Consider the following 17,568-nt stretch of genomic DNA (forward strand, 5'->3'; position numbering starts at 1 on the left):
TATTTTCATACCAGTTATCGGCGGGTTTAAAATATCTAAATTTAGACACTATTAAAATTTAAAAAAAAAATAACAGTTAAGTTTAATTTTGCTATTTTTGTGCCACTTTTATTCTGAAATAAATTCAGAATCCAGACAAATTCTATATTATGAACATACACGAATATCAAGGAAAAGAGATTTTAGCTAGCTACGGAGTTCGCATTCAACGCGGAATCGTTGCTAATAGCCCAGTAGAAGCGGTTGCAGCTGCAAAACAATTAACTACCGAAACTGGTACAAGTTGGTATGTTGTAAAAGCCCAAGTTCATGCAGGTGGACGTGGAAAAGGTGGTGGAGTTAAACTTGCCAAAAATTTACAACAAGTAGAAGAGATTTCAGAGCAAATCATCGGAATGCAATTGATTACACCACAAACTTCTGCTGAAGGTAAAAAAGTACACAAAGTTTTAATTGCTGAAGATGTTTATTATCCTGGTGAAAGTGAAACTTCTGAGTTTTATGTTTCTGTTTTATTGAATAGAGCTACAGGTCGTAACATGATTATGTATTCTACTGAAGGTGGAATGGATATTGAAGAAGTTGCAGAACACACTCCACATTTAATTTTTACTGAAGAAGTTGATCCTTCTGTTGGATTACAAGGTTTTCAAGCAAGAAGAATTGCTTTTAACTTAGGTCTTTCTGGAAATGCTTTCAAAGAAATGGTGAAATTCATCGATTCTTTATACAATGCTTATATTGGATCTGATGCTTCGATGTTTGAAATCAACCCGGTTTTAAAAACATCTGACAATAAAATTATGGCTGTAGATGCTAAAGTAAATATCGATGATAATGCTTTGTACAGACAAAAGAAATATGCTGACATGCGTGACGTTCGTGAGGAAAATCCAATTGAAGTTGAAGCAAAAGAAGTAGGTTTAAACTATGTAGATCTTGACGGTACTGTAGGATGTATGGTGAACGGAGCTGGTTTAGCGATGGCAACTATGGATTTAATCAAGTATGCTGGTTTTGAGCCTGCTAACTTCCTTGACGTAGGTGGAACTGCTGATGCAAAACGTGTTGAAACTGCTTTCCGTATTATCTTAAAAGATCAAAACGTAAAAGCAATTTTGATTAATATTTTTGGTGGAATCGTTCGTTGTGACCGTGTGGCGCAAGGAGTTGTTGATGCTTATAAAAATATGGGTGATGCAATTAAAGTACCAATCATTGTTCGTTTACAAGGTACAAATGCAGCTATTGCAAAAGAATTAATTGATAATTCAGGAATGCCAATTTTATCAGCTGTTGAATTCCAAGAGGCAGCAGATCAAGTAAAAGCAGCACTTTCTTAATTAGAAAAATTGTTATATATTGAAAATCCTGTTTGCTGTGGCAAACAGGATTTTTTTTTGGAATAAAATAAATTTTGTCATTGAACAAATCACAATAATAATTGAAATTGCAAAGTTTTCTGACTCACAACAATTATCTTTGTTTTTAACTTTTTTAGTTATTATGAAACTCCAGATACAAAATAATTTCACTACCGAATTGCCTGCTGATCCCAATCAAATCAATGTTCCAAGACAGGTTCAGCAATCGGCATATTCGTTTGTTTTGCCCAAAAAGCCATCTAATCCATCACTAATTCATGCTTCAATTGAAGTAGCTAATGCTATTGGTCTTTCTCAGGAAGATATACTTTCAACTGATTTTTTAAATACTTTTTCAGGGAATACCGTTTATCCGGAGACAAAACCTTTTGCCTTGTGTTATGCTGGTCATCAATTTGGGAATTGGGCGGGGCAATTAGGAGATGGTCGCGCCATCAATCTTACTGAAGTAGTTCATGAAAATAAGATATACACTTTACAACTAAAAGGAGCAGGGCCAACACCATATTCTAGAACCGCAGATGGTTTTGCCGTATTGCGTTCTTCCATTCGAGAGCATTTATGTGCCGAAGCGATGCATTATTTGGGAGTTCCTACGACACGTTCGCTTTCACTAATGCTCTCTGGCGATCAAGTGTTGCGTGATGTTTTGTATAATGGAAATCCTGCGTACGAAAAAGGTGCTATTGTTTGTAGAGTGGCTCCTTCCTTTATCCGTTTTGGAAGCTTCGAAATGTTTGCTTCCCGAGAGGATCATGTTAATCTCAAATTACTAGCGGATTTCACCATCAAACATCATTTTTCTCATATTCAAAAAGAGGGTGTCGAAAAATATCTTGCCTTTTTTCAAGAAGTAACCCAAACGACACTGAACATGATTGTACACTGGCAACGGGTTGGTTTTGTTCATGGTGTAATGAATACCGATAATATGTCTATTCACGGCATTACAATTGATTATGGTCCTTACGGTTGGTTAGAAGATTATAATTCTGGCTGGACGCCAAATACAACAGATAATCAATATAAAAGATATCGTTTTGGCAATCAACCAGAAATTGCGTTGTGGAATTTATATCAATTAGCCAATGCTTTGTATCCTTTGATTCAAGAGGCTAAACCGCTGGAAACTATTTTAGATGCTTTTAGTACGGATTACGAAAAGGAGTATTTGAATATGATGCAAAAGAAACTTGGTTTCCAAATCATAAAAGAACAAGATATTGTTTTGATTCAAAGTTTGACTCAATTGCTTGAAAAGGTAGAAACGGACATGACTATTTTCTTTAGAAATCTAAGTAATGTAACCAAAGCTGATGCTGCATTAACCGCTTTCAATACCATAAAAGACGCTTTTTATAATGAAAAGGACTTGAATGAAACAATTTTAAAAGATTGGCACGATTGGTTAGAGAAGTACACCATTCGAATTAATGAAGAAACACTTTCGGATTCTGAAAGAAAAGAGCAGATGAATTTAGTTAATCCAAAATACGTGCTACGAAATTACATGGCGAAATTGTGTATTGATGATGTGGATAAGGGAGATTATTCCTTGTTAAAAGAATTATTCGAAATGCTGAAAAAGCCGTATGACGAGCAACCAAATTTTCAAAAATGGTTTGCCAAAAGACCTGATTGGGCCAGAGATAAAGTAGGATGCTCTATGTTGAGCTGTAGTTCTTAATGTTTTTATGATAAGTATTATACAAAAAATCCTGAACTCTCATTCAGGATTTTGATATTGTATTAGTTTCCAATTTCTTGAATCACATCCGATTCATATATTTTGAAACCTGTATTATTTATTTGAGCAATTTTCAAAAGTGCTTTAGCTACTGTTTTACCTTCAATGGGTTTGTACTTTTTCAAGTTTCCAAGGAATAAGAAGGAAAGTGTTTTCATAAAAAACGCACCAACTTTTTCTCCAAATCTAAATTCAGTTCGGTTTCCCAAAAGAAGTGAAGGTTGCAATACAGCAACGCTTTCAAAATCACAATCTTTAAGAAAATCTTGAATTTCTCCTTTTGTTTTCAAATAGAAATTTCCAGAATTTGCATCAGCGCTAAGTGAGGAAATAATCAAGTATTTTTGAAATTTATTCTGCAAAGCAAAAGCGGCAAACTGTCGAGGATATTCAAAATCTACTTTTCTAAAAGCTTTTTTACTTCCCGCTTTATTTATTGTTGTGCCTATAGTACAAAAGAAATCATCACCAACGACTAATTCTTTGTAGGTTTCCGGCTTGTCAAAATCAATGATGTGTTGTGTCAATTTTGGATGCTTTATTCCAGTATCTCTCTTGACGAAAGTGATTACTTTAGCGTAATGTGAACTTTCCAAAAGTAAATTCAATAATTCGGAGCCTATTAAACCGGTGCTACCAATAATCACTGCCGTTTTCACAGTTATGATTTTTTATTCTTACCGAAATTAAATTTCACTTTCTCCACTACTTGAACTTTTGGAGTTCCTTTTGAGAATTGTTTTTTGAACGGTTTCTTAGCAGCAGGTTTCGATTTTGAAGGACTTTCATCGCCTCTTGATCTTTCTTCGTCTCTTGGCTTTGCTTTAAATTCTGTTCTTTCTGAAGCGCCTTCTTTTACAGGAATTTGAGCTTTGTGTTTAGCTAAAACATCATTTGGATTTTTTGGGTTTTCTTTCGTTCCACGCAAGTGAATTACTAATGCATTTAGGAAGTTACGCAAAACTTGGTCGCCACATTCCATATAATTTTCATGTTTTTCATCACGAAAAAAAGCACCTAATTCTGATTTAGTGATTCTAAAATCCACTAATTCTAATATTTCAACTATTTGATCGTCACGTAACATTAACGCCACACGAAGTTTTTTAAAGATATCGTTATTTGTCATCATATTCTAATTTTTTACAAAGGTACGGTTTAAAAGCAATTGGACCACAATTTTAGATTCAGAATTGGTTTTGGTTCAGAAGGTGAATTATGGTATCCAAATCTTCTTTTTTATGATTGGCAGTAATTACAATTCTGTTTAAATCTTTAGTGTCTGTTGGGTATTTAAAATTAGTTACTATAATTTTATTCGCAGTGAAAATATCATTTATACCTACGATTTTCGGATAAATTAGCGGATAATTGCTGTCAAAATGAATCCCTCTATTTTTAATTAAATGAGTATCTATATACTTTAAATTGTCTTTTAATTTTTGATGCTGTTGCAAATATATTGACGTCGCATCAGCCATGGTTTGCACAAAGGCTGCATTCATACCGGCACTGGAAACAAAAGTATCGTGAGTTGCAATCTGATTAATAAATTCGGAATCGCTAGCAATTACGCCACCCGTCAATCCAAAAGCTTTTCCTAATGAAGACACCATGATTTTCCTTTTAATATTGGGAAGATTGATTGTCGAAAAAATTCCGCAACCATTTGTTCCTAAAATCCCAAGGGAATGTGATTCATCAATAACCAAAGTAATTTCTTTATTCGAAGAAATCGAATTCATAATAGAAAAATCGATTGGCTGTACATGAAATGATGGAACCGAATCCGTAAGAATCGTAATTTTTTCAGTTCTATCATCGAGCAAACGAGGATTTAGCTCATTTCCAATAAAAACCGGTAAGCTGTTTGGCTTTTTGATGGCGGTGTGCGTATCCGGAAAATGAAAAAATAAATCGGTTTCAGGAGTTAATGTTTCAACAACTAATTTCCCCGCCAACATACCGGAAGAAACTGTAAGTACAGCATCTGCTTTGATGTAATTAGCTAAAAATCGTTCGCCATCTTCATAAGCGTTGAGTTGGATATTGGCACTTCTGGAACTTCCGTAAGCTGTTCCCCATCGCAAAATATTTTTGATAAGCAGTCTTTGAAATTCGGGATGCGTTGGCAAACCTAAATAAGCTGTTCCTCCAAAATAAAGATATTCTTCATTGTTGATTTCTATTGTTCGATCGGGAAATTGGTTGACTTTCATTTAAAGCTACATTAAAGTTACACCGGTTCCATTTAAGTCTGAATAGTTTATTTTTCCAAAATCGATTGTCACACCGGTCGCAATATCTTCTGCCAAAAGCAATGCGCCGTCCATATCTACATAATCCAGTTGTGGCAGTAAATGCGCAATGGCTGATATTCCAACTGTCGATTCGGTCATGCAACCCACCATCGTTTTCAAACCTAAATTTTTGGCTTCCTGAATCATTCGTCTTCCGGGTGTCAGCCCGCCACATTTTACTAATTTGACATTTACACCATGAAAATGGTTATGACATTTGGCTACATCTTCTTCTATAATACAACTTTCGTCAGCGATAATCGGTAAAGCAGAGTGTTTAAAAACTTCTTTGTGTCCTTCCCAATTGTCGGCTTTCATGGGCTGTTCCAAAAATTCCACTCCTAATTTTTTTAACTCGATGGCGTTATTTATGGTTTCTTCAACGCCCCAACCGCAATTTGCGTCAATTCTGAAAATGGCATTAGTATGTTTTCGAAGTTCTTTGACAATGGCAATATCTTCTTTGGTTCCCAATTTTATTTTATAAATCGGCCAAGGAAGTTCCTTCATTTTTGCAACCATTTTTTCAATGGAAGCTATTCCAATTGTATAATCTGTTAATGGATTTTTATCAATTGTATAATTCCACAATTCATATAATTTCTTTCCTTTTTTGCGCGCATATAAATCATTGTATGCCATATCCAAAGCGCATAGTGCAAACATATCGTGTTTTAAGTACGGATGGATTTTTGACCAGAATGCCGAAGGTGTTTCATTTGTCGCAGCTTCAATTACAGAACGAATTTTTTCTAAATCCTGCATCATTACCGGAACGGTTGTTTTGTAATACGGATTGGAAGTTGCTTCGCCAAAACCGGAATAACCATCACTTTTTAGTTCCACAATCAAAGAAGGTTGAAAGTCTATTGATTCTCTCGAAATCGTGAATGTATGTTTTAATTTGAGGTTGTATTCTCTTAATATTAGTTCCATTTGATTTTGTACTTAAAATTAATAAGTTTCTTTAAACATGAGATTTAATAACCAAGCCATAAAACGGCTTTTATAAAACCATCCCGCCATAATTTTTCATTATGTTGTCCGCCTTTTACAATTTTCTTTTCATTCAAATTAAGACAGTAACATCTATTTGAATTTAATAAATATTCCATTTTATTCAAATCCGAAACCATGTCATCACTTTCAGCATCGCCACATAGAAAATAGATTTTCGACTTTATTTTTTTGGATTTTTCTGTCAGCGTATAAATGTCTTTGTTAAACCAAAACGAAGGTGAGAAAACACCCGCTTTTCCAAATATTTCTGGGTATTTTAAAACCGCATAATAAGAATTTAGACCACCAAGGGAACTTCCCATGATAATAGTATTTTTCTTGTTGGTTTTTGTTCTATACGTTTTGTCAATGTATGGTTTTAATGTTTTCACGATGAATTCTAAATAATCATCTGCTTTTCCACCACCATATTTTTCATTTTTAAAAGGTGTTGATTCATCAATACGTTTGTTATTTCCATGTTCGATTCCTACAACAATAACTTGCGCTTTTAGGCTGTCCAGTTTTTCATCCACATTCCATTCTCCTGAATAGGAAGTTTTAGCGTCGAACAAATTTTGCGCATCATGCATGTAAATTACGGAGAATTTCTTTTTTGAAGTTAAATAATTATCGGGTAAATACACCCAAATTTTCTTTTCCATTTGCAGTTGTGGCGCCTCAATCGTATAGGTTGAAACTTGTTTTGACGCAGTACTTTGATTTGACTTTTTAGAGTCCTGAGCAGCAATTTTTGCTATTGCAAAAAAGAAGAGTAGGAGCAGGAACTTTAGTCGATTCATTATTAGTTTTTGTGTTTTGATTTAAAAACAATATTTTAGCTAAAAATAATAATTTGATGAATACATTCGAAGAAAAGAGGAGTTTACTTTTAGAGATGATTGCTTTTTCCACTGTTGATGGACATTTGCATAAGAGAGAATATGATTTTTTAGCAATTATTGCTAAGGAATTGAGTTTTGAAATAGATGTTTTTAAAGATTTATTTCATCAGGAATTACCACAATTACCTATTAAAACGGAATTTTTACGTATTCAACAATTTTATAGATTGGCTTTGTTGATGTATTGTGATGGGATTTTACATGAAAAAGAAATGACAACTATACAGCAAATTGCTATTGATATGGGACTTAATCCTATAGCCACAAAACGAATTCTTAAGTTGATGAATGAAGCACCAAATGCTATTATTGATGGCGAGATTTTATTGAATGTTTTTCAGGAACAACACAATTAAGACAATTGCCCTTGTAACGCTTTTATTTCATCACGTAATTTAGCGGCCTGCATAAAGTCTAATTCTTTAGCAGCTTTTTCCATATTTTTTCGTTTTTCTCGAATGCGTTTCTCAATATCGGGTTTTGATAAATATTCAGTAACAGGTTCGGCTGCAGTTGAAAGATTATAGCCTAATTCATAATCTGCTAAAGGATTTTTGGTAAAGGCACTTTCGATTTTTTTATTCAAGGCTTGTGGTACCAAATTATTTGCATCATTGTAATTAATTTGTTTGGTTCTGCGATAATTGGTTTCATCAATGGTTTTTTGCATGCTTGCCGTAATTTTATCCGCATACATAATTGCTTTACCGTTAAGGTTTCTCGCTGCACGACCAATTGTTTGCGTAAGCGAACGATGGCTTCGTAAAAAACCTTCTTTGTCTGCATCTAAAATTGCTACTAAAGAAACTTCGGGTAAATCCAAACCTTCACGAAGTAAATTGACACCAATCAATACATCAAAAATTCCTTTTCGTAAATCTTGCATGATTTCTATTCGTTCCAAAGTATCTACTTCAGAGTGAATATAACGGCAACGAATATTAACTTTGGTTAAATATTTAGCTAATTCTTCCGCCATTCTTTTGGTTAAAGTTGTCACCAAAACACGTTCGTCAATTTCTGCTCGAACTTGAATTTCTTCAATTAAATCATCAATTTGGTTTAAACTTGGTCGAATTTCAATGATTGGATCCAGTAATCCTGTTGGACGAATCACTTGTTCCACAACAACGCCTTCCGTTTTTTGTAATTCATAATCTGCTGGTGTGGCCGAAACATAAATTACCTGATTTTGCATCGCTTCAAACTCTTCAAATTTCAAAGGACGATTGTCCATTGCTGCTGGAAGTCGGAAACCATATTCCACTAAATTTTCTTTTCGGCTTCGGTCTCCGCCATACATAGCGCTAACTTGCGAAAGTGTTACGTGACTTTCATCCACCACCATTAAGTAATCTTTCGGGAAATAATCGAGTAAGCAAAAAGGCCTAGTTCCGGGTAAACGACCGTCTAGGTAACGGGAATAATTTTCAATTCCAGAGCAATAACCCAGTTCGCGAATCATTTCTAAATCAAAATTGGTACGTTCTTCCAATCGTTTTGCCTCGAGATGTTTTCCTATTTCCTTGAAATAATCAACTTGTTTTACTAAATCCTGTTGGATTTCCCAAATCGCACCTTGCAAAACATCTGGCGAAGTCACAAACATATTGGCCGGATAAATGGTCAGCTTGTCAAATTTTTCAAGAACCTGAGAATTCTTGGTATCAAAACTTTCAATTTCCTCTATTTCATCACCAAAGAAATGAACTCGATAAGCTTCATCCGCATAACTTGGATAAACATCAACTGTATCGCCTTTTATTCTGAAACTTCCGGGATTAAAATCGGCTTCCGTTCTGGAATATAAACTTTGCACGAGCTGATGTAATAATTTGGTACGAGAAATAATTTGTCCTTTCTCAATTGGAATCAAATTTTTCTGAAATTCTATCGGATTTCCAATACCATACAAACAGGAAACTGACGCTACAACCAAAATATCTCTTCGTCCTGAAAGCAACGAAGCGGTTGTTGACATTCGCATTTTTTCCAGTTCTTCATTGATGGATAAATCCTTTTCAATGAAAACGCCGGTTACAGGCATAAAAGCTTCGGGCTGGTAATAATCGTAATAGGACACAAAATATTCCACGGCATTATTCGGAAAAAACTGTTTGAATTCTGAATATAATTGAGCCGCTAACGTTTTGTTGTGTGCCAAAACTAATGTTGGTCTTTGTACTTCCTGAATCACATTAGCCACTGTGAATGTTTTTCCGGATCCGGTAACTCCTAATAAAGTTTGGAATTTATCACCATCTATAATCCCTTGGGCTAATTTTTCAATCGCTTGCGGTTGGTCGCCTTTTGGCTGGTAATCGGATACTACTTGGAAATTCATTTAATTAAGGGGCAAAGTTTTAGAGTTGCAAAGGTACAAAGTTTGGATTCTTTTTTTTCTAAACATTTTGCCAAAAAAAAACCATCCCGATATGACAGGATGGTTTCATTAGAAAAATATAAATTATTAGAAACTGAAGCTTAATCGAGCAAAAACGAAACGACCGTTTTGACCAAATTGAGACGTGTTTCTTGAATATGTAAATTGATTTGCATTTGATAAATCGATTGTTGCAGGAACAGCTGTATAATCAATAGCTCCTGATACTAATCTTGGTCTGATTGCAGTTTGTGTACCAAGATTTGCATCTGGATAAATATCAAAAATATTATTAGCTCCAATAACAATTTTGGCAGCACTAGTAATTTTGAAACCAACAGACAAATCAGTAATGATTTTTGCTCCCCAAATCGGGTGCTCAATTTCTACTGCTTGACCGTTTACAATAACACCTTCAACTCTTCCATCTCCATTTACGTCAGCAGTATTTGGGTCTGTAACTTTACCAAAATAAACATTTCTCAAGAAGAAATCGAATTTTTTATACGTTACAGAGTTGGTTAAATTAGCTTTTACTCTTGGAATTGCTTCTTGTAAATATACTCTACTAGCTTCAGAATAATATCTGTTTATCTGACCTGCAGCTTCTAATACTGGTGAAGCTTTAATTTCTCCTACTCGGTAAGTATTAGAAAAAGTTCCTGATAAATCAGTTTTTAAAGAAACGTTATTTCCAAAACTCGTTTTGTGACTAATTACAATATCAATTCCTTTTGATTCCGTGTCAATTGCGTTTGCAAAGAAAGTCGCTGCAGTTGCGCCAGCCGTATCAAATAATCCATTCAAAATTGCATTTGGAGTTCCTGCTGCAGGAGTTCCTCCCGGTCTTGAAAATTGATCGGTTAGAACCACTCTGTCGTCTATTTTTACAATATAAGCATCAGCAGTCAAGGTTAAATTAGCTTCTGGTATTTTAGCAGTAAAACCAACGCTGGCACTTTGAGATTCTTCTTGTTTCAATTTAGGAATTCCTAATAATTGTGCTGCTTGCGAATCATTACTGAAAGTTCCAACTTCAAATGGTACACCACCTACAAATTGTGTAGCTGTTGAATTGAAATAGATTTGATGTAATGATGGCGCTCTAAATCCAGTTGAAATAGCACCACGTAAATTGATATTATCTGTTAGTTTATAACGAGTCGCTAACTTGAAATTAGTTGTGTTTCCGAAATCAGAATAATTTTCAAAACGAACGGCTCCGTTTACCAACCATTTGTCCGTAACGTCTAATTCTAAATCAGTATACACTGCGACACTGTTACGGTCTTTGTCAATGGCATTTGCAGGTCTAAAACCCGGAAATACTTGTGAGCCATTTGGTCTTGCTGAACCAAAAAAGTCAGTAACTTTTATGTTTGCTGGAGTTGATGCGGTAACTATACCTCCGTTGATATCATATAAATTGTATGATTCTGGTTGACCTGCAGTGATAGCAAAGTTTTCATGACGGTACTCAGCACCAAAAGCCACGTTTAATCCTTTAAGAACATCAAATTTTCTATTCATGTCAAAATTAGTTGTGTTTTGGGCGAAAGCCAAACCACCGGCATCAAATTCAGTAGGAGAATTTTCTCTTAAAGAAGCGTTTACGGTATTTTCAACTCCATAATCAAAAGCATTTCTTCCAAAAGTATTGCTTAAGTCAAAATTCCAATTTTCGAATAGCATACCTCTAAGACCAGCAGCAACTGAGACATCGTTGATTGTAGAATGTATCTCTGGTAAAAATCCGTTTGGATACAATCCGGTGTATGATCTGGCTTGATTAGGTCTTCTGTAGAAACCGGCTGCTTCTCCGGTTCTATAACTGGTCCCACCAAATGCATATGCTTCCAATTTATCATTGATAGGGTAAGCAGCATTCAAAAAGAACTGAGCACTTTGCAATGAAGACTGACCCACTCTCATATTGAAATTGTTTCTTTCAAGACCTCTGTATGCTAATTCTCCTGCTGTAGCATCAAAGTTCAATGCTGTTTGCATTTGTGAAATTGTTGTTGCACCAAGTATTGCAGTTTGCTGTGCACCTGAAAAATAAGATACACCTGGAGCATACTGTTTTATAGTAGTAAGTATTTGTGCTGTATTTGGAGTATTAGTTATGTTTCCATAAAGTGAATTAATATTTGTTCCAGCTTCAGCAGCTCTTTGTTCAACTGCATTATAGGCATTAAACAAAGTTCCTGTAACTTCTTTAGCTCTGCTTGTAGCATCTCTAAGTTGTAAGCTAGCTGTTGCATTAATAAAACTTTTTTCTTTACCAAGACCTGTACCGTAGTTTAAATCTAGTTGGTAGTTGTTACCGTCATTCCCTCCTGTATGGTCGTTTGCATTTTTAGAAAAGTTACTTCCGGCAAAAAGAGCAACATCTAATTTATTGGTGTTTTTCTTAACATTGATGTTGATTACACCAGCAATGGCATCAGATCCATATTGAGCAGAAGCTCCGTCTCTTAATACTTCAATTTTTTCGATAGCAAAAGCAGGAATTGCATTTAAATCTGTTCCTACAGATCCTCTTCCCGGGGAACCATTAATATTTACTAAAGATGAAGTATGCCTTCTTTTTCCGTTAACCAATACCAATACTTGATCTGGTCCTAAACCTCTTAATTGTGCAGGGTCGATGTGATCTGTTCCATCCGCTACAGTTGTAGTATTTGATGTAAACGATGGAGCAACCATGTTCAGAATTTGATTTAAGTTAACTTGAGGACCTTGTGAGGCGATGTCTTTCATAGAAATCACATCAATTGGTACAGCAGATTCAGTTACGGTTCTGGTTGGATTACGGGAACCTATCACCACAACATCTTGTAGTGTTTCTCCACTTCCAGTTAAAGTAACATTTAATGTAGTTCCAGTTACAGTTACGGATTTAGTTTCTAATCCCACATAAGAAAATTGCAAAACGTCTCCAATTTCAGCACTGATGGTATAACTTCCATCAATATCTGTTGTCGTGCCTTTTGTAGTTCCTTTTACAAGAATCGTTACGCCAGGTAAAGACTCTCCTTTTTCATCAACTACGCGGCCTTTAATGATTTCAGCTACTGCGTTTTGATTTAAAGTTGAGAAAATATCTCTATTCATTCCTGTGCTTGCAATACCTTCTTTTTGTAAAATAATTTGATTACTTACTTCGGTATAGTTCATTTTTAATGGTTTCAAAATGCGTGTCAATACACTTGACAATGCTTCGTTGTTAGCGTAAACACTCACTTTTTGATTCAATTGTGACATTCTTGAATTATACGAAAACTTCACATGTGCCAATTTTTCAAGTTTAGTCAGCGCAGTATCTAAGTTCAAATCGGTCACGGTAATAGTTACTTTAGTGTCCAGCTTTTTTTGACCTCTGATATTGTTGGCTATTGTTACACTTGAAAAGACAAGGGCTAAAACAAATTGAAATAAGGTTATTTTCATAATTCGAATTAGTAGTCGTTGTTTAAAGACGGTTTTTTTCATAGTTTTGGTCTGTTTTTATTAATATTCGTTAGTAAGGGTATTGGTTGAACACTGCAATTGCTCTTTACAGAGAGCGAATTGATTTTATTTAAGGCGTCGAGAATGTTACAGCATTTTCGGCGCTTTTTTCATTATATATTTTTATTCATAGACAATTTACGATTAATTACATCCATCGGATATAATACTAATTTGGTTTCCATTCATTTCATAACTCGTATTGTTTCCAAGACTTTTGCAAATGATTTTAAGTTTTTCAGGTAAAGGCTGATCGCTTAAAGACGTAGTCAGATAACAATCTTTTAATTTAGTTTGAGGAAAATCAATTTTCACTAAATACGCCTGCTCGATAGTTTTGAAAATTTGTGCCACAGGTATATCTGTGAATTCAAATCCCAATTGCTCGATATTACTTGTAGAATTAATTAATGATTCATCCTGTGTGATATCAGTAATTTTATTAAAACTTAAATTTTTTCGAACGAATCGCAAGGCTTGATTTGGTAATAAAACAATTAGTTGGTCTTTTGGATTTGCGATTAATTCATTAGATCTTACTTTTACTTTTCCAGTTCGAACCACCACTTCCACATTTGGCTGATTAGCGTATGCTTTTATTTTAAAACTGGTTCCTACTACTTTAGTAACAATTTCATTCGCAAAGACAAAAAACGGTTTTTTAGGATCTTTACTGATTTCGAAAAAGCCTTCACCAGATAGGTACACTTTTCTTTCATTGCCTACAAATATTTTAGGATAACTTAATTTACTGTTGGGTTGTAGTAAAACAGAACTTCCATCGGATAATGTTATGATTTGTGGTTTGTCTGAATTGTTAGTTTGTTCAACTAAACCTTCCTCATTTTCATTGATAAGTTCACTGTAAGTTAGTGCGGAATTATCATCACTGTTGGTTTGATTGTACAACCAGCCTGTTAAAAGACTTAAAATTAAAACAGCAGCAACTCTGTTAAACCATTTTTTTCTTAAAAGTTTAAGAACTGGTTTCTGCTTTTTATTTTCTTCTGTTCTTTCAATTTTCCCCCAAGTAGCTTCCAAAGCATGTTGAATGTCATCCGTAGCTAAATCATCATTAGGAACTTTCATTGCTAATAACCATAATCGGGCTTCTTCAACCAGTTTAGCGCGACTTGAGTTTTCTAGAGTCCATTCTTCCCAATGTTGTTGGTCGTCTTTGAAACACACCCATAATCGGAATGATTCATCAGCTAAAAAGTGTTCTATCTCAGTATAATTATTACGGTGTTGCATCAAAAAAAAGGGTTACAATTGTATAGAGGACAATTTTTTTAATTGATACTCACTAAATGGTATATTTTTTTGAATTTATTTTTGAAAGACTAAAATGCAAATGAAAACAGCATTAAAATACAGCTGATATTTCCTTTCCAATCTTTTCGTAAGCTTAACAAAGCGCGGTGCAACAGATTGTTTGCTGATTGATAATTAATATCCAATGTATCTGCGATTTGGTCTACGGTAAGTTCTTGGGTGTAGCGAAGATATAAAGCTTCTTTTTGTCGAGAAGGCAAGTCATTAATCAGATGATTGAGATGTGACACTTTAGAAGCTGTGGTTTCATCTGAGATAAGGTCGTGTTCAATTGAAAAATCAAATAAAAATTCAACAGTATCTATTGAACTACTCAGCCTAAAAATACGATCCCGTTCTTGTGATCTGGTAATTCTCTTACGAACACAAGCTAATAAATAGGCTTTTACAACCACTTTATCACTTAATTTGTCTCTGTAAATCCAGATGTCTGTGAAAACGTCTTGCACGCAATCTTGCACTTTTTCCGGAAAAGGAAGAAATGAATTTCCATAGCGAACTAAATGAGAATAATGTCTTTTAAAAAGTATTGAAAAAGCATTTTCATTCCCTTCTTTCAGGCTGTTCCAAAGTTTGGAATCATCAAGTATTTCGGTATGTAACAGTTGCTTTTCTACCATTTAGTTTGAATTAAATCACTTATTTTAAACACCAAAAATAATCTGAAAAAAGAATAGTTAATTTGGCTTAAATAATGCGATTTTAAGTTGCCTTTTTAACGCATCGTAAAAAGAAATTTCTTTATAATTTTTTAAAGATTTCTTTACCAAATTTACGTAAAATTATGTTAAAATTAATTTTTGTTCTTAAAAACAGGAAGAAATACAACTATTCCTAAATAGTTGTATGTTTTTTTCGGTAAAATAAATTTATGGAACTTTAATTATTGATTTAATAATGGAAGGTTTTTAAGGGCTTCTTTTTAAATGTATAATAGGAAAAATTATAGGTACAGACTAATTCCCAACTATAAACAATGATTGGAGGGATTGAATGCATAAATGAAAAGGAGGTTTTTATTCGAACTTCCAGTTTTTTTGTTGTGCTGCACTCAGGAAAGTCCAAGCTACAATTCGGCTTGTTTTTTGGCCTTGAGCCATATCAATCGTTTTAATTTCGACAGCACTTACTTTGTTTAATGTTTTGTAAAGACTGGAAAGATTCTCTTTTTTGGACACTAAAGTCGTAAACCATAAACATTGCATCGGATATTTAGCACTTTCGTAAATCATTTGGGTAACAAAACCTAATTCTCCGCCTTCACACCACAGTTCAGCATTATGACCACCAAAATTTAAAACAGGTTTAGTTACTTTGCTCGTGGCGCTTCGAGATTCTAAATTATTGATTTTTCGAACCGTACTTTTTGTAGCTTCATCTTGTGAGGCATGAAAAGGAGGATTGCAAATGGTAAACGTAAATTTGTCTTCAGGAGTGATTATATTTTTAAAAATAAAACGCGATTCCGTTTGTTGCTGTAAACTGATGGCATCAATCAATTTTGGATTTTCTTCAATGATGGCGCTGCAATTTTTAATTGCTTGTAAATCGATATCTGTTCCTACAAAACTCCATCCGTAAGCTGAATTACCAATTATTGGATAAATACAATTGGCACCGACACCAATATCTAAACCTTGAACAGTTTCTCCTTCAGGAATGATTCCGTTATTACCTGAGGCTAATAAATCAGCAATATAATGGATGTAATCCGCTCTTCCGGGAATGGGCGGGCAAAGATAATTTTTAGGAATATCCCAGTTTTGAATATCGTAATGTGATAGTAACAACGCTTTGTTCAAAGACTTTACTGCATCGGGATTACTAAAATCAATAGTCTCAATATTATGCTCGTTATTAGAAACAAAATGTTGCAGTTCAGGGGATTTTTCTATTAATTGCTCAAAATTATATCCAAATCTATCCAGATTTCTGGGATGTAAATTAGTCTTTTCGGTAATCGTTTTTGCTTTCATTTTCTTTATTTCGGTGCAAATATAGTCATAACTATTTTGTAAAAGCACTAACGTTACTTTGAGCCATTAAACAGATGGAAAATAAATCATGAAATTAGAATATTGCCGTTTTTTAGAACCATAAAAACGGTTACTTTTATAAAAAATACAAATAGCATGACTTTTATACCTGCCTCATTTCATTTTAAAAAGAGATACATAGTTTACAGTTTACTGTTTTTGTATATCGTAATGTGTCAGTCTTGTATGATGATGAGATTTTCAAATAAGGAAACGAAAAAATTTTTCGCTGTCTCTAAAACAGAATTTCAGGATAAAACAATAGGTTTTGACGGTTATAAAATTCATTATGTTGAAACGGGTAACGCGCAAAGTCCAACTTTGTTTTTTATTCATGGATCGCCAGGAAGTTGGAATGCTTTCAAAGAATATCTTCAGGATACTTTATTGCTCAGAAAATACCGAATGATTGCTATTGACCGACCGGGTTTTGGATTCAGTGATTTTGGGGATGCTCAAAATTTAAAGGTACAATCTCAAAGAATATCTGAGTTTATCAAAAAAATCGATAATAAAAAGCCGCTAATTTTAGTGGGACATTCCGTTGGCGGGCCAGTTGTAGCGCAATTAGCCGTTGATAATCCATCTTGGTACAAACGATTGGTGATACTGGCAGGATCATTAGACCCGAAAGCTGAAAACCCGGAAAAATGGAGAACGGTTATCAAAGTTTCGCCTTTGCGTTATTTAATTCCTGGAGCATTACGTCCGTCTAATGATGAGTTGTGGTGGCTGAAACAAGATTTGGTGGACTTAGAACCAGAACTGAAAAAGATTGATTGTGATGTTACCATTATTCATGGAACAAAAGATGCTTTGGTGCCGTACAGTAATGTTGCCTTTATGCAAAAAAAGTTTGTCAATGCTAAGTCACTGGATACAATAACGATCGAAAAAGCGAATCATTTTATTCCTTGGAGTCATTATGAGATTGTGAGAAATGCTTTGTTGACTATTCAATAAAT

General features: G+C 34.4%; 14 protein-coding genes. 4 read left to right on the forward strand and 10 right to left on the reverse strand.

The features are described 5' to 3' along the window. The first annotated feature begins 149 nt into the window (after positions 1–149). A complete protein-coding gene (gene sucC / locus ACXX80_RS10205; RefSeq protein ID WP_099716000.1) occupies positions 150–1,343 on the forward strand; it encodes an ADP-forming succinate--CoA ligase subunit beta in 1,194 nt (397 codons plus the stop codon). 160 nt (positions 1,344–1,503) lie between these two features. After that, positions 1,504–3,072 carry a protein adenylyltransferase SelO gene (locus ACXX80_RS10210; RefSeq protein WP_458554092.1) on the forward strand — a complete coding sequence of 523 codons (1,569 nt, stop codon included), beginning with the start codon at positions 1,504–1,506 and terminating at the stop codon, positions 3,070–3,072. 62 nt (positions 3,073–3,134) lie between these two features. On the opposite strand, the gene ACXX80_RS10215 is transcribed toward ACXX80_RS10210, so the two are convergent. The 5 genes from ACXX80_RS10215 to ACXX80_RS10235 are packed head-to-tail and all read right to left on the reverse strand — an operon-like array spanning position 3,135 to position 7,234. Beyond that, positions 3,135–3,791, reverse strand: a complete 657-nt coding sequence (locus tag ACXX80_RS10215) for a Rossmann-fold NAD(P)-binding domain-containing protein (RefSeq protein WP_458553096.1) — start codon at positions 3,789–3,791, stop codon at positions 3,135–3,137. Between the two features lie 2 nt (positions 3,792–3,793). Further along, a complete protein-coding gene (locus tag ACXX80_RS10220; protein ID WP_282744503.1) occupies positions 3,794–4,261 on the reverse strand; it encodes a DUF1456 family protein in 468 nt (155 codons plus the stop codon). Between the two features lie 58 nt (positions 4,262–4,319). After that, positions 4,320–5,351: an aminotransferase class I/II-fold pyridoxal phosphate-dependent enzyme gene (locus ACXX80_RS10225; RefSeq protein WP_458553097.1), complete on the reverse strand. Its 1,032-nt coding sequence runs from the start codon at positions 5,349–5,351 to the stop codon at positions 4,320–4,322. Between the two features lie 6 nt (positions 5,352–5,357). Continuing rightward, a complete protein-coding gene (locus tag ACXX80_RS10230; RefSeq protein WP_458553098.1) occupies positions 5,358–6,368 on the reverse strand; it encodes a dipeptide epimerase in 1,011 nt (336 codons plus the stop codon). A 44-nt stretch (positions 6,369–6,412) separates the two neighbouring features. Beyond that, the gene (locus ACXX80_RS10235) at positions 6,413–7,234 is read right to left on the reverse strand and encodes an alpha/beta hydrolase (protein ID WP_458553099.1); all 822 of its coding nucleotides are present in this window, start codon (positions 7,232–7,234) and stop codon (positions 6,413–6,415) included. A 56-nt stretch (positions 7,235–7,290) separates the two neighbouring features. On the opposite strand from ACXX80_RS10235, the gene ACXX80_RS10240 reads away from it, so the two are divergent. Continuing rightward, positions 7,291–7,692 (forward strand): excinuclease ABC subunit B, encoded by a 402-nt coding sequence (locus ACXX80_RS10240; protein ID WP_458553100.1) that lies wholly within the window; start codon positions 7,291–7,293, stop codon positions 7,690–7,692. Here ACXX80_RS10240 and uvrB read toward each other — a convergent pair. The 5 genes from uvrB to rlmF all read right to left on the reverse strand — a co-directional run bounded on the left by uvrB (position 7,689) and on the right by rlmF (position 16,543). Continuing rightward, positions 7,689–9,680, reverse strand: coding sequence for an excinuclease ABC subunit UvrB (uvrB, locus tag ACXX80_RS10245; RefSeq protein ID WP_458553101.1), 1,992 nt, complete (start codon positions 9,678–9,680; stop codon positions 7,689–7,691). The genes ACXX80_RS10240 and uvrB overlap by 4 nt on opposite strands. Positions 9,681–9,806: 126 nt before the next feature. Further along, positions 9,807–12,836 (reverse strand): TonB-dependent receptor, encoded by a 3,030-nt coding sequence (locus ACXX80_RS10250; RefSeq protein WP_458554093.1) that lies wholly within the window; start codon positions 12,834–12,836, stop codon positions 9,807–9,809. A 540-nt stretch (positions 12,837–13,376) separates the two neighbouring features. Beyond that, positions 13,377–14,486, reverse strand: a complete 1,110-nt coding sequence (locus ACXX80_RS10255; protein WP_458553102.1) for a FecR family protein — start codon at positions 14,484–14,486, stop codon at positions 13,377–13,379. Positions 14,487–14,575: 89 nt separating this feature from the next. Beyond that, a complete protein-coding gene (locus ACXX80_RS10260) occupies positions 14,576–15,187 on the reverse strand; it encodes an RNA polymerase sigma factor (RefSeq protein ID WP_458553103.1) in 612 nt (203 codons plus the stop codon). Between the two features lie 396 nt (positions 15,188–15,583). Continuing rightward, the gene (gene rlmF, locus ACXX80_RS10265; protein ID WP_458553104.1) at positions 15,584–16,543 is read right to left on the reverse strand and encodes a 23S rRNA (adenine(1618)-N(6))-methyltransferase RlmF; all 960 of its coding nucleotides are present in this window, start codon (positions 16,541–16,543) and stop codon (positions 15,584–15,586) included. 156 nt (positions 16,544–16,699) lie between these two features. On the opposite strand from rlmF, the gene ACXX80_RS10270 reads away from it, so the two are divergent. Then, positions 16,700–17,566 (forward strand): alpha/beta fold hydrolase, encoded by an 867-nt coding sequence (locus ACXX80_RS10270; RefSeq protein WP_458553105.1) that lies wholly within the window; start codon positions 16,700–16,702, stop codon positions 17,564–17,566. Positions 17,567–17,568 lie beyond the last annotated feature (2 nt).

The sequence above is a fragment of the Flavobacterium sp. GNP002 genome, assembly GCF_054343795.1.

What these genes read in the sequence shown, in the direction of transcription:
- ACXX80_RS10250 (WP_458554093.1), bottom strand. Translation starts at nt 12,836, where the DNA reads ATGAATAGAGATATTTTCTCAACTTTAAATCAAAACGCAGTAGCTGAA.
- ACXX80_RS10270 (WP_458553105.1), top strand. Translation starts at nt 16,700, where the DNA reads ATGACTTTTATACCTGCCTCATTTCATTTTAAAAAGAGATACATAGTT.
- ACXX80_RS10235 (WP_458553099.1), bottom strand. Translation starts at nt 7,234, where the DNA reads ATGAATCGACTAAAGTTCCTGCTCCTACTCTTCTTTTTTGCAATAGCA.
- ACXX80_RS10220 (WP_282744503.1), bottom strand. Translation starts at nt 4,261, where the DNA reads ATGACAAATAACGATATCTTTAAAAAACTTCGTGTGGCGTTAATGTTA.
- ACXX80_RS10255 (WP_458553102.1), bottom strand. Translation starts at nt 14,486, where the DNA reads ATGCAACACCGTAATAATTATACTGAGATAGAACACTTTTTAGCTGAT.
- ACXX80_RS10225 (WP_458553097.1), bottom strand. Translation starts at nt 5,351, where the DNA reads ATGAAAGTCAACCAATTTCCCGATCGAACAATAGAAATCAACAATGAA.
- ACXX80_RS10240 (WP_458553100.1), top strand. Translation starts at nt 7,291, where the DNA reads ATGAATACATTCGAAGAAAAGAGGAGTTTACTTTTAGAGATGATTGCT.
- ACXX80_RS10260 (WP_458553103.1), bottom strand. Translation starts at nt 15,187, where the DNA reads ATGGTAGAAAAGCAACTGTTACATACCGAAATACTTGATGATTCCAAA.
- uvrB (WP_458553101.1), bottom strand. Translation starts at nt 9,680, where the DNA reads ATGAATTTCCAAGTAGTATCCGATTACCAGCCAAAAGGCGACCAACCG.
- rlmF (WP_458553104.1), bottom strand. Translation starts at nt 16,543, where the DNA reads ATGAAAGCAAAAACGATTACCGAAAAGACTAATTTACATCCCAGAAAT.
- ACXX80_RS10230 (WP_458553098.1), bottom strand. Translation starts at nt 6,368, where the DNA reads ATGGAACTAATATTAAGAGAATACAACCTCAAATTAAAACATACATTC.
- sucC (WP_099716000.1), top strand. Translation starts at nt 150, where the DNA reads ATGAACATACACGAATATCAAGGAAAAGAGATTTTAGCTAGCTACGGA.